We start from the raw sequence: 13,564 nt of genomic DNA on the forward strand, positions 1-13,564 counted from the left end.
ATTCGCGGCATTTTCGGAAATTTCCGTCCAATTTTGGCCCGAAGTCTCACCTATCCCTTTATGCAATCACCCTTTGTCCCCCGGTCTCCCGGCGGCCCTTAACCTTGGAGCTTTAAGAATGGCGACTTTTACCGGCGGAACTGGAAACGACACTGTCACGGCAACGGCAGGCGCAATCAACGACACGCTGACCGGCCTTGCGGGCAACGACACCCTGATCGGCCTCGGCGGGGCTGACCTGTTGGATGGCGGTTCCGGCATTGACACGGTGGATTACACCGCCAGCGCCGCTGCGGTGAACGCGAACCTTGCCACGCTCAGCGCCACCGGCGGCGATGCGCAGGGCGATACCTATATCTCGATCGAGAACATCATCGGATCGGCCCTCGCTGACACGCTGACGGGCGATACTGGCAACAACGTGTTGACGGGGGCTGCGGGCAACGACCAGTTGTTTGGTGGCGCGGGCAATGACAGCCTTTATGGCGGGGCCGACAACGATCTGATCGCTGGCGGCGCGGGCAATGACGTGATGGACGGCGGCGCGGGCACCTCGGACACCGTTGATTATAGCACCTCGGGCGCTGGGGTCTCCGTCAACCTGACCACAAACAGTGCCACCGGCGGCGACGCGACCGGCGACACCATTGTCAACTTTGAGAACATCAACGGCTCGGCCCTTGACGACACACTGACGGGCGATGCTAACGCGAACATCCTGACGGGCAACGCAGGCAACGACCTGCTGAGCGGCCTTGCGGGCAACGACAGTCTTTACGGCGGCGCAGGCAATGACATGCTGCTGGGCGGCACGGGCAACGACCGCATCGACGGCGGTGCGGATGTCGACACCGTCAGCTATGCGGCAGCCACCGCAGCCGTCAGCGTCAACCTGACCACGGGACTTGCTACCGGGGGCGAAGGCGCGGACACGTTGGTTGCGATTGAAAACATCATCGGCTCTGCGTTTGCCGATACCGTTATCGGCAATACGGGTGACAACGTGATCTTGGGCGGTGCAGGCGCAGACACCCTTGATGGCGGCACGGGCAACGACATGGTGGATTACAGCACGTCGGCTGCGGCGGTCACCGTTAACCTGTTCAGCGGTGTGAACATCGGCGGTGACGCCGAAGGCGACATTCTTTCTAACTTTGAGAACATCCGTGGCTCGGCGGGCGCAGATAGCTTGACGGGCGACAACAACGCCAACATCCTGACCGGCGGCGCAGGTGCCGATACGCTGGACGGTGGCGCGGGTGTGGATACGGTTGATTATTCGGCCTCATCGGCCGCTGTGACCGTTTCGGTGGTTTCTGGCTCGACCGGGTCGGGCGGCGATGCACAAGGCGACCGCCTGTATCGCATCCAGAACCTGATCGGCTCGGCCTTTGCCGACTCGTTGACGGGCGACGCCTTTGTCAACGTGCTGACCGGGGGAGCGGGCAATGACACCCTGGATGGCGGTGGCGAGAACGACACCATGATCGGTGGCGTCGGCGATGACACCTATTATGTAGGCTCCTCTGCCGAACTGATCGTCGAGAATGCCGGAGAAGGCAACGATCTGGTGATTTCTTCGGTTGACTTCATCCTTGGCGCCAATATCGACCGCCTGACGCTGACCGGCTCGCTGGATCTCAATGGCACAGGCAACGAGTTGAACAACATCCTGATCGGCAACAGTGGCAACAGCAGCCCCGGCACCATGGGCAAAAACATCCTGCGCGGCATGGCGGGCAATGACACCATCTATGGCATGGATGGCGGCGATGTGCTGGATGGCGGCACCGGCAATGACAGCCTGATCGGCGGCAAGGGCGGCGACTTGTACCAAGTCGACAGCTTAAATGACGTGCTGGTCGAACTGACCAATGAAGGCATCGACACCGTTCAGACCACGGTGAACTGGACCTTGGCTGACAATTTTGAAAACCTGTTGCTGGACGATACGGGCAACATCAGCGGTATCGGCAACACTGTCGCCAACCTGATGACCGGCAACTCTGGCGACAACCTGCTCTCGGGTCTGGAGAGCAACGACACCCTGATCGGCAACGCAGGCAATGACACGCTGAACGGCGGCACCGGGTCTGACTCGATGATCGGCGGCGCTGGCAACGACTACTACTACGTTGACGGCTCGGGCGACACCATTGTCGAGCTCGACGGCGGCGGCATCGACACGATGGAAAGCTCTGCCACCATCACGATGGACCGCTGGGTTGAAAACCTGATTCTGTCGGGCAGCGCCAATATCAACGCCACGGGGAACACCTCTGACAACATCATGACCGGCAATGCCGGCAACAACTATATGACGGGCGGCACCGGCAACGACACCCTCTATGGTGGCGCGGGCAATGACCGCTTGGATGGCGGCATCGGCAATGACGTGGCTGTAGGCGGCGTCGGTGACGACACCTACACCATTAACGCCACCGCCGATGTGGTCATCGAACAGCCGGGGGAAGGCAACGATACCGTCATCACCGGGGCAACCTGGACGATGAGCGACAACATCGAAAATCTGCAGATGAACGGCGCTGCCAGCATCAACGCGTTCGGCAACGCCTCGGCCAATACGATGACCGGCAACGGTGGTCAGAATATGTTGCAAGGTCTGGCGGGCAATGACACCCTCTACGGCGGTGCGGGCGGCGATACGCTGGACGGCGGCGTGGGCAATGACGTGCTGTATGGCGGCATCGGCAACGATATCTTCATCCTCGACAACGCCAATGACGTGGCGGTCGAGAATTTCGATGAAGGCATCGACACGGTTCAGACCACGTTCAACTATACCCTGCTCAGCAACTTTGAAAACCTGACCCTGCTGGGCACTTCTGGCCTGAGCGGCACTGGCAACGCAGTGGCCAACGTCCTGACCGGCAACAGCGGTGCCAACCTGCTGTCTGGTCTGGCGGGCAATGACGTGCTTTACGGTGGTGCTGGCAACGACACGCTGGACGGTGGCACCGGCAATGACTCGCTGACGGGCGGCGACGGCGATGATCGCTACATCATTGACAGCGTCGATGACAAAACCTTCGAAACCATCACGGGCGGCACCGACACGGTGGATTCAACCGTCAACTGGACACTGCTGTCCTTTACCGAGAACCTGAACCTGTTGGGCAGCGCCAACCTCGAAGGCCATGGCAACAACCTCAACAACATCGTCAACGGTAACACAGGCAACAACCTGCTGACCGGCGAGTCGGGCAACGACAGCCTCTACGGCGGCACGGGCAATGACACGCTGAACGGTGGCTCTGGCAATGATGCGCTGTATGGCGGGACGGGCGACGATTTCTACTATGTCGACTCGCTGAACGACACGATCACCGAAGCCAGTGGCGCTGGCAGCGATACGGTCAGCTCTACCGTAGACTGGACGTTGAGTGCGAATCTTGAGAATCTGGTTCTCGCCGGGTCTTCGGGTCTGAAGGGCTTTGGCAACAGCGCCAACAACCTGCTGACCGGCAATATCGGTGCCAACCTCCTGAACGGCATGGCGGGCAACGATACGCTGGACGGTGGGGCAGGGGCCGACACGCTGAACGGCGGCACCGGGAACGACTTGATGATCGGCGGCCTTGGCACCGACACCTACTATGTCAACTCGCTGAACGATGTGGTGTTCGAACTGGCCGCCCAAGGCACAGATACGGTGTTCTCGTCCGTGACCTTCACCCTCGCCGACACGCTGGAAAACCTGACGCTGAACGGCGCGACGGCGATCGCCGGCACCGGTAACCTGAACGCCAACGTCATGATCGGCAACGCAAACGACAACTATCTGTCGGGCATGGCTGGCAATGACAGCATCACTGGTGGCGCTGGCAACGACACTCTGGATGGTGGCACCGGCAACGACACCATGGTCGGCGGTCTGGGCAACGACACCTACATCGTTGACAGCGTCAATGATCGTGTCACCGAACTGACCAACCAAGGCACTGACACGGTTTATGCTTCGGTCAGCTACGCCATCCTGTCTCCGGTGGAAAACCTGACGCTGACCGGCACGGACAACATCAACGCCACCGGCAACTCGTCGGCCAATATCCTGATCGGCAACGCGGGCAACAACCTGCTGTCGGCTGGGTCCGGCAACGACACGCTGGACGGCGGTGCGGGCAACGACACGCTGGACGGCGGCGGCGGTGCGGACAGCCTGTCGGGCGGCTTGGGCAATGACATATATATCATCGACCATGTTGGCGATGTCGTCACCGAGGGCCTTGCGGCTGGCACCGATGAGGTGCGATCTTCGGTCAACCATGTGCTGGGCGCGAACTTCGAAAACCTGGTCCTGACGGGCAGCTTCGGGGTGAACGGCACCGGCAACGAGTTGAACAACGTACTGACGGGCAACTCGGGCAAAAACGTGCTGAACGGCATGGCCGGGGACGATACCTTGGCGGGCGGCAGCGGTGCGGATGTGCTGATTGGCGGCGCCGGGGCGGATCACTTCGTGTTTGTTGCGGCCTCGACCTCTCAGGCGACCATCTCGGACTTCAACGCCGTGGACGGCGGTTTGGCCGAGGGCGATCTGCTGCAGTTCGCGGGCCTGCTGACCGGGACCTTCGCCTATGTCGGCGACGCGGCGTTCTCGGGTACTGCCAACACCGAAGCCCGCTTCTTCGCTGGCGCCCTGCAACTGGACTTCGACGGCAACGGGGCCACCGATCTGACCATTCGGATCACCGGGTTGACGGATCAGACCCAGATTTCGGGTGGCGACTTCCTGTTCACCTGATCGGGAAATCAACTCAAAACCTCAGGGCTGGCCGATGTATCGGTTGGCCCTTTGGGCATTTATGATCGTAAATGTCGATCAGAGACGCGGGCCAAAACAAAACGCCGCAAAGCTATCGGCTTGCGGCGTTCATATTCGTGTGGTTTGGCCTGGTTCAGGCCGCCAGCAACACCCTTGCCTCAAAGGATTTCAGCGTCGGACGCGCCGCCTCGAACCGCGCGAGTTGACCCGCTTCGGCCAGGTCGGGGAAGATCTTGTAGATCTCATCGCGTTGCTCGGGATCCATGCCGCCCATGGTGCGGTCGCCGGGCTGGAAGCTTTCGCTCCACGCGCCATCGGCCAAAATCACCTCGTGGCGGTCAAACAGGATGTGCAGATAGGTCACCGCCTCGACCGCCGCCACCGAGACACCGGGCAAGCTCAGCAGATGCTGCGCCCGCACCAGCACTTCATCGCTGCCAAACAGCAATTCGGCACGTGGCCCGCTGATCAACATCCGATGCTGGCGCGACACCATCATATCAGTTTCCGGCAAACCATGCCCCAACGCCCCGGCTTTGATCAGGATCGGCTGCAAGCTTTCATCGGCGCGCAATTCGTCCCGCGTGATCTGGCGCGAGCCGATCCAGCGGATTTCCTGAATGCCGTTGTCGCGCGTTGCCACCATATCGCCGACCCGCAACGCCTCTACCGCCACCTCACCCGCAGGCGTCGCAATCCGCGTGCCGGGGGTGAAGCACGACACGATGCTTTCGATATTGGTGAAGCTCAGCGTGCCGATCAGATGGCCGCTGCCGTCGTAGAAATTCACCACGCCATTCAGATGGTTCAACGGATCGCGGATGATCTTGAACGGCGCTTGTCCGGTCAGATCCAGCACATCCCAATCGGTGCCACTGGTGCCGCCGTCGACGATATCGCCCGCGCCCGCATAGATCGTATCGGCGCCAAAGCCACCGACCAGCGTATCGGCACCCGCGCCGCCATAGATCACATCGCCGCCATCGCCGCCGTAGATCAGATCACTGCCGTCACCGCCGCTCAGGGTGTCATTGCCAGTGCCGCCGTCCAACGTGTCATTGCCCAGCCCGCCAAACAGCGTGTCATTGCCAATGCCGCCATACAGGCTGTCATTGCCCGCGCCACCGTCCAGGCTGTCATCACCATCGCCGCCCTGCAGCGTGTCATTGCCCAAGCCGCCGAACAGGCTGTCATTGCCCGTGCCGCCATCGACCGAGTCATTGCCATCGCCGCCCGAGACAACATCATTGCCCGTGCCGCCAAACACCTGATCGTCGCCAGTGCCGCCATCGGTATTGTCATTGCCGTCGCCGCCATAGACGAGGTCATTGCCCGCGCCGCCCAGCACGGTATCGTTGCCAGCATCGCCAAAGACGCTATCGTTGCCATCGCCGCCATAGATGAGGTCATTGCCGACGCCGCCGTAAGCCGCGTCATTGCCCGCCCCGCCCAGCACGGTGTCATTGCCAAGATCGCCATACGCGGTGTCATCGCCGTCACCACCATCGACAATGTCATTGCCGTCGCCGCCATAGACCAGATCGTTGCCCGCGCCACCGCTGACCAGATCTTCGCCCGCATCGCCGTAAACGGTGTCATTGCCGTCGCCGCCGTCCGCACTATCGTTGCCCGCGCCGCCATAGACCAAATCATTGCCAGCATCGCCGTAAGAGCTGTCATTGCCGTCTCCGGCATAGATCGCATCATTGCCTGTGCCGCCATAGCTCGCATCATCGCCTGTGCCGCCATAGATCGTGTCGTTATCCGCGCCACCAAATAGGATGTCATTCGAACCCATCCCGTCGAGATAATCGTCGCCCGCGCCGCCGTAGAAAACGTTGGTGTAAACGTCGCCCGTCAGCCCCTGATCGTTGAAGCCGATGATGGTGTCGTTGAAGGCCGAGCCAATGACGCCATCGACCCCGGTCAGCTGATCCCCCTGCGCATCGCCGTAAAGTGCGGTCCAAGTGCTCAGGTTGATCGACACCGCCGCGTTGCTTGCCGAGTAATCGGCAAAGTCCATCCCGGCACCGCCGTTCAGCACATCGGCGCCCGCACCGCCCGCCAGCGTGTCATCACCGTCGCCACCATAGAGACTGTCGATGCCTGCGCCGCCCGACAGATAATTGTCCCCGGCATTGCCCGTCAGCACATCGGCATAGGCCGAGCCGATCAGGTTCTCGATCGACACCAGCGTATCGCCCGCCGCATCGCCACCGGTGCCAGTGCCTATCGTAAGGTTGACGTTCACCGCTGCGGTCGAAGCGCTGTAATCGGCGGTATCGGTCCCCGCGCCACCGTCGAGATAGTCATTGCCCGCGCCGCCAAACAGCGTGTCGTTGCCGGTGCCGCCGTAAAGACTGTCGATGCCAGCCGCGCCATACAGCATGTCATTGCCATCGCCGCCGGTTAACGCATTTGCGGCCGCGTCGCCGATCAGCGTGTCGTTGTAGCCCGAGCCGATCAGGTTCTCGATCCCTGTCAGCACATCGCCTTGCGCATCGCCGCCAGTGCCGGTGCCAGAGGTCAGCGAGACCGACACCGCCGCCCCCGAGGCCGCGTAATCCGCCGTATCGGTACCAGCGCCGCCAATCAGCGTATCGGCTCCCGCCCCGCCCGCCAGCGTGTCATTGCCCGCGCCACCATCCAGCACGTTGGCACCCGCATCGCCCGTCAGTCTATCCGCCGCCCCCGAGCCAGTGATATTCTCGATGCCCACCAGCGTATCGCCCGCCGCATCGCCGCCGGTGTTGACGCCCGTTGCCAGATTGACCGTCACGCCAGAGGTCGAGGACGCATAATCGGCCGTATCAATCCCCGCGCCACCGTCGATCAGATCGCCGCCAGCCCCGCCAATCAGCGTGTCATTGCCGTCGTCGCCATACAGGCTGTCAACGCCTGCAGCGCCGTTCAGGCTGTCATTGCCCAGCCCACCATACAAAGCGTTGGCATTGCCGTCGCCGGTCAGCGTGTCGTTATAGGCCGAGCCGAGCAGGTTCTCGATCCCGGTCAGCGTATCCCCCGCAGCTTCGCCCGCCGTGCCGGCGCCCGTGGTCAGGCTGACCGCAACCGCCGCCGCAGCGCCTGAATAATCTGCCGTATCAATGCCACTGCCGCCATCCAGCAGGTCACTGCCCAGACCCCCGACCAACGTGTCATTGTCCGCGCCGCCATAAAGCGAATCGTTGCCAGCACCGCCGTCCAGATCATCCGCACCGGCCGCGCCATAAAACACGTTGGCCGTCCCGTCGCCGATGATCACATCCGCCAGACCCGAGCCGAGGATAATCTCGGCCCCCACCAACGTATCGCCCGCCGCATCGCCGCCAGTGTTGACACCCGTGGCAAGGTTGATCGTTATCCCCGCGCCGGAGGCCGAGTAATCAACGGTATCGGTGCCCGTGCCTCCGTCCAGCAGATCAGCCCCGCCGCCGCCCACCAGCGTGTCATTGCCCACACCGCCGTAAAGCGTGTTCGCGCCCGCATCCCCGGTCAGGCTGTCGTTAAAGGCAGAACCGATCACCACCTCAATGCTGCTCAGCGTGTCGCCCGCCGCATCGCCGCCAAGGTTGACATTGGTGGCAAGGTTGATGGTAACGGCAGAGCCCGCAGCAGAATAATCTGCCGCATCAATGCCTGCGCCGCCGTCCAGCACGTCAGACCCGGCGCCGCCAATCAGCGTGTCATTGCCATCGCCGCCATACAGGCTGTCAACGCCCGCCGCGCCGTTCAGGTTGTCATTGCCCGCGCCGCCATAAAGCGCGTTGGCATTGATATCGCCCACCAACGTATCGTTGAACGCCGAGCCGACCAAATTCTCGATCGAGTTGAAGGTATCGCCGTTGGCGTCGCCTGCCGTGCCGGTGTTGGTGGTCAGGCTTGCCGCCACCCCCGCGCCCGCTGTCGAATAATCCGCAGTATCAATGCCCGAGCCACCAAACAGACTGTCCGCGCCCGCGCCGCCAATCAGCGTGTCATTGTCATTGCCGCCATAAAGAATGTCATTGCCCGTGCCGCCGTCCAGCAGGTCGGCCCCAGCCGCACCATACAGTATGTTGGCCGCCGTCGATCCGGTGATCGTGTCAGCATAGGCCGAGCCGATCACATCCTCGATGCTGACCAGAACATCGCCCTGCGCATCACCGCCCGCGCCTGTGCCCGTGGTCAGATTGACGTTTACCGCCGCAGTTGAGGCGGAATAATCCACATCATCCGAGCCCGCGCCACCATCCAGCAGATCAGCACCTGCGCCACCAATCAGAATGTCGTTGTCGTTGCCACCATACAGGCTGTCATCGCCCGCGCCGCCATACAGGCTATCAATGCCAACCCCGCCATAAAGCGCGTTGTTGTTGCCGTCGCCGGTCAGCACATCCGCCTGACCCGAGCCTATGACGTTCTCGATCCCAACCAGCGTATCGCCGCCCGCATCACCGCCCGCGCCCAGACCCGTGCTCAGGTTGACCTGCACTGCGTTGGTCGAGGCCGAGTAATCGGCAGTATCGTCGCCCGCGCCACCATCCAACAGATCGCTGCCGGTGCCGCCAATCAGCGTATCATTGCCAAGCCCGCCATACAGGCTGTCGGCCCCCGCAGCCCCGCTCAGGCTGTCATTGCCCGCCGCCCCATACAAAACGTTGGTATTGCCGTCGCCGACCAGAGTGTCGTCAAACCCCGAACCCGCAAGGTTCTCAATGCTGGTAAAGGTATCGCCCGCAGCCTCGCCTGCCGTGCCAGTGTTGCTGGTCAGACTGGCTGCAACCCCAGCTGTCGCGGCTGAATAATCGGCGGTATCGGTGCCCGAGCCGCCGTCGATCAGGTCATTGCCCAGACCGCCCGCCAGCACGTCATTGTCATTGCCGCCATACAGGCTGTCATTGCCCGCACCGCCGAACAAACTGTCCGCACCCGCCGCGCCGTAAAGCATATTGGCAGCACTTGATCCGGCGATGGTATCGGCAAAGCCGGTGCCGATCACATCCTCGATGCTGACCAGCACATCGCCCTGCGCATCGCCAGCCAGCCCGGTGCCCGCCGCCAGATCAATGTTAACCGCCGCAGTTGAGGCGGAATAATCCACATAGTCCGACCCCGCGCCACCGTCCAGCAGATCAGCGCCTGCGCCACCAATCAGCGTATCGTTGTCATTGCCACCGTATAGGCTGTCATTGCCCGCGCCGCCGACCAAGCTGTCTGCCCCCGCGGCACCATAAAGCGCGTTGTCGCCGCCGTCTCCGGTCAGTTTATCGGCATAGGCAGAGCCCACGAGATTCTCGATGCCGGTCAGCGTATCGGCCGCTGCATCGCCGCCCGAGCCCACCCCGGTCGCCAGCGACACCGTGACAGCCGCGCCTGAACTGCTGTAATCTGCGGTATCAATCCCCGCGCCGCCGTCCAGCAAATCCGCCCCGGCATTGCCGATCAGCGTGTCATTGCCATTGCCGCCATAAAGTTTGTCAGCGACGGACAGCAGCAGATCATTGCCGCCATACAGCAGGTCATTGCCATCGCCGCCATACAGCGTGTCAGCGGCACTGCCGCCGTCAAGCGTGTCGTCTCCGCCAGACCCGGTGATGGTATCGGACAGAGTCGTTCCAAGCAGGGAATCATTCCCTGCGGTTCCGGTAATATTTGCCACTGCGCTGCTCTGCTCGTTTGCCCGGATCTTGCGCCCGGATCTATTTGCATCTCAATTATGTCAAATGAGCCGAAATTGTGGCGCAATTTTGGCGGATTCCCTGAACTTTCTCAGGGGGTTGTGATAAATCAGTGACGCAAGCGCAAATCTTGCAAGGCCAAGCTGGGGCCAAGCTGGGGCCAAAGCCGCCAGAATCGGGCAGGGCAGGGGACAAGCCCTTGCGCAACTTGTGGAATTTCGCTGCGTTTTCCGCAAAAACTGCTTGGTCATCGGGCCTTTTGCCGGGCTTTTATCACCTTGCACGCTTGACGCGCCGCCAGATTACCCGTAAATGCCCGAAATCAAATTCGGGTGCTACCCATCGGGTGGCTGCCTTTTCGTCTTAAACTGACAAGGAAATAGACCATGTCTCGCGTCTGCGAACTCTCTGGCAAAGGCCCGATGTCTGGCAACACTGTCAGCCACGCCAACAACAAATCCCGTCGTCGCTTCCTGCCGAACCTGAATCAGGTGACGCTGATCTCCGACGTGCTGGGCAAATCCTTCTCGCTGAAGATCTCGGCTGCGGCTCTGCGTACCGTCGATCACCGTGGCGGTCTGGACGCGTTCATGGCGAAAGCCAAGGACGAAGATCTGTCGCTCGACGCGCTGAAGATCAAAAAAGAGATCGCCAAGGCTCAGGCCGCCGCCTGATTGCTTTGTGCTTGATGTCACAGGGCCTCGCTTGGAGACAAGCGGGGCCTTTTGGCTTTCAGCGGTGGGGCAGGGGCGCTGACAAACTGTCGCCTTCCCCCGCAGCATCACCTGCGCTAAACCAAGCGCCATGATCCGCCACCTGCTCTCGCTTCTGCTCGCCCTGACGCTTGCGACCACCTCGGTCCACGCGGCGGTGATGCATGCCGAAATGCAGGGCGCGACCCAGATGGAAATCTGCGCCGACACCAGCGGCGGCCTGACCACCATCACCCTCGACGCCACCGGCAAACCGATTCCCAGCCCGCACCGCTGCCCGGATTGCACCGCGGCCATCGCGGCTTTGCTGCCATCCCCACCGCAAATCGCCGCTGCCCCCACCCATAGCCGCAGCGCCCGCCCCGCACACGCCCCCCAAACCCGCACCGCCACTCCGCCAAAACAATCCGCCCGCGACCCACCATCCTTTGCCTGATCCCACCTCTCCCATGATCAATCGCAAAGGAAAACCCATGCGCCTTCAAGCCTTTATCGCTGCAGCTATCCTGTGTGCAGCCCCCGCCTTCGCCCACCAAGGTGTGCATATCGAAAACCCCTATGCCCGCACCAGCGGCGGCATCGGCGGCACCGGTGGTATCTTTCTAGAGATCATGAACCACGCCGATACCGATGATCGCCTGATCGGCGTCGCCTCTGACGTGGCCGATCGGGTCGAGATGCACACCAGCACCGAATCCGCGGGCGGGGTGATGAGCATGGCGGCCGTCCCCGAAGGCTTCCCGGTCGCCGCCCTGCAAAGCCACGATCTGAAACGCGGCGGCGACCACATCATGCTGATGGGACTGCATCAAAAACTGAAAAACGGCGACGTGATCCACCTCACCCTGACCTTCGAGAAGGCGGGCGAGGTGAAAGTCGATGTCCCCGTCGACAACGCCCGCAAACCCGATGCGGCGGCGGCTCCGATGGCCGATATGCCCGGCATGGACCACAGCACGATGGAAGCCCCCGTCAATTAAACCAACAGGCGGGGTCCCCAAAGCCCCGCCCAAAAAAGGCCAAGCATGACTTCGCATATCTCGCTGACCAACGCGCTCTCCCCGGATGAATGTGACCGCCTGATCAGCCTGATCGCAGCGCATCACCTGAAAGACGCAGGCCTTGTGCGCGGCACCACCGCCCACAATATCCGCCGGGCCGAGATCGCGTGGCTGGATGATATCCCCGAAGCGTCATGGGTGCTTGAGCGCATGATCAGCCTGACAGCGCAAGCCAACCGCGAAGCCTTCCAGTTTGATCTTTCCGATTTCGGCGAAAGCCCGCAAGTCGCACGCTACACCGCCGAACGGGAAGGCCATTTCGACTGGCACAGCGATATCGGCGCAGGCAACTGGGCTGCCAAACGCAAACTCACCATCGTCGTGCAACTCTCCGATCCCACCAGCTACGAAGGCGGCACGCTGGAACTGCGCCCCGACAGCAACATCACCCAAGCCCCCCGCACACGCGGCACCGCCACCATCTTCCCCAGCTTCACCCTGCACCGCGTCACCCCGCTCATTGCAGGCACCCGCTGGTCGCTGACCCTATGGTCGCACGGCCCCGCTTTCCGATAACCAAACTCTGCCCTACCCATTTCACATTGGCGATAAATATCCCCGCCGGAGGCTCCCCAAGCCAGCCGCCTATGCCTCCGGCGGGAGTATTTCAAAAAGAGCAATTCAAAGACATGACCGAGCCCAAAGCCCCCTCCGACCGCAGCCGCGCCCGCCGTATGCACGAGAAAGCCGCCTACGACCGCGCCACGATTGATGCGATTCTGGATGCAATGCCCGTCGCCCATGTCGGCTATGTCAAAGACGGCGCGCCCATCGTGATCCCCACCCTGCAATGGCGTATTGGCGACCATATCTACTGGCACGGATCGTCGGCCAGCCGCACGCAACGCACCGCGAAAGATGCGCAGGTCTGCGTCACCGTCACCCTGACCGATGCCATGGTGCTGGCGCGTTCAGGGCTGGAGCATTCGGTGAACTTCCGTTCGGTGATGGTGTTTGGTGAGGCCCGCGCCGTGACCAATTCCGCCGAGAAAGCCGAGGCTTTGCGCGGGATGATGGAGCAAATGTTCCCCGGCCGCTGGGATCAGTTGCGCCCGATGACCACGCAAGAACTTAAAGCCACCGCGATCCTAAGCCTGCCGCTGAGCGAGGCCTCTGCCAAAATCGGCACCGGCATGCCCACCGATCCGCCAGAGGATATGAACACCCCGGTTTGGGCTGGCCTGCTGCCGATTGATTTCAGCATGGGCACACCAATCCCCGACCCAAACCTAAGCCCAGATCTGGCGCTGCCCGCTCATGCGGCGAACTATCGCTTTGGCAAAGTCAGCCCGCGTTGAACAGGGGTGGGAACAGGGGTTGGGCGGGGTTCACTCCGCCACTGCTGAG

General features: G+C 61.9%; 7 protein-coding genes. 6 read left to right on the plus strand and 1 reads right to left on the minus strand.

The genetic code is table 11. The features are described 5' to 3' along the window. The first annotated feature begins 118 nt into the window (after window positions 1-118). Window positions 119-4,765, plus strand: coding sequence for a beta strand repeat-containing protein (locus ACS5RD_RS06610; RefSeq protein WP_489930517.1), 4,647 nt, complete (start codon window positions 119-121; stop codon window positions 4,763-4,765). A gap of 154 nt (window positions 4,766-4,919) precedes the next feature. On the opposite strand, the gene ACS5RD_RS06615 is transcribed toward ACS5RD_RS06610, so the two are convergent. Beyond that, window positions 4,920-10,424: a Hint domain-containing protein gene (locus ACS5RD_RS06615; protein ID WP_489930518.1), complete on the minus strand. Its 5,505-nt coding sequence runs from the start codon at window positions 10,422-10,424 to the stop codon at window positions 4,920-4,922. 405 nt (window positions 10,425-10,829) lie between these two features. Here ACS5RD_RS06615 and rpmB point away from each other — a divergent pair, with 405 nt between their 5' ends. The 5 genes from rpmB to ACS5RD_RS06640 all read left to right on the plus strand — a co-directional run bounded on the left by rpmB (window position 10,830) and on the right by ACS5RD_RS06640 (window position 13,515). Further along, on the plus strand, window positions 10,830-11,117 hold the full coding sequence (rpmB, locus tag ACS5RD_RS06620; protein WP_054005165.1) for a 50S ribosomal protein L28: 288 nt from the start codon (window positions 10,830-10,832) through the stop codon (window positions 11,115-11,117). Window positions 11,118-11,247: 130 nt separating this feature from the next. Next, the gene (locus ACS5RD_RS06625) at window positions 11,248-11,592 is read left to right on the plus strand and encodes a hypothetical protein (RefSeq protein ID WP_489930519.1); all 345 of its coding nucleotides are present in this window, start codon (window positions 11,248-11,250) and stop codon (window positions 11,590-11,592) included. Window positions 11,593-11,629: 37 nt separating this feature from the next. Next, entirely contained in the window at window positions 11,630-12,136 is a 507-nt protein-coding gene (locus ACS5RD_RS06630) for a copper chaperone PCu(A)C (protein WP_489930520.1), read from the plus strand. Window positions 12,137-12,181: 45 nt separating this feature from the next. After that, window positions 12,182-12,733 carry a 2OG-Fe(II) oxygenase gene (locus ACS5RD_RS06635; RefSeq protein ID WP_054005163.1) on the plus strand — a complete coding sequence of 184 codons (552 nt, stop codon included), beginning with the start codon at window positions 12,182-12,184 and terminating at the stop codon, window positions 12,731-12,733. Window positions 12,734-12,846: 113 nt separating this feature from the next. Beyond that, window positions 12,847-13,515, plus strand: coding sequence for a pyridoxamine 5'-phosphate oxidase family protein (locus ACS5RD_RS06640; RefSeq protein ID WP_489930521.1), 669 nt, complete (start codon window positions 12,847-12,849; stop codon window positions 13,513-13,515). Window positions 13,516-13,564: the final 49 nt, after the last annotated feature.

Source organism: Cypionkella sp. PAMC25878 (assembly GCF_058135695.1).

Bases quoted from the DNA above. Each gene is read 5' to 3' on its own strand.
- rpmB (WP_054005165.1), top strand. From the start codon at position 10,830: ATGTCTCGCGTCTGCGAACTCTCTGGCAAAGGCCCGATGTCTGGCAAC.
- ACS5RD_RS06635 (WP_054005163.1), top strand. From the start codon at position 12,182: ATGACTTCGCATATCTCGCTGACCAACGCGCTCTCCCCGGATGAATGT.
- ACS5RD_RS06610 (WP_489930517.1), top strand. From the start codon at position 119: ATGGCGACTTTTACCGGCGGAACTGGAAACGACACTGTCACGGCAACG.
- ACS5RD_RS06630 (WP_489930520.1), top strand. From the start codon at position 11,630: ATGCGCCTTCAAGCCTTTATCGCTGCAGCTATCCTGTGTGCAGCCCCC.
- ACS5RD_RS06625 (WP_489930519.1), top strand. From the start codon at position 11,248: ATGATCCGCCACCTGCTCTCGCTTCTGCTCGCCCTGACGCTTGCGACC.
- ACS5RD_RS06640 (WP_489930521.1), top strand. From the start codon at position 12,847: ATGACCGAGCCCAAAGCCCCCTCCGACCGCAGCCGCGCCCGCCGTATG.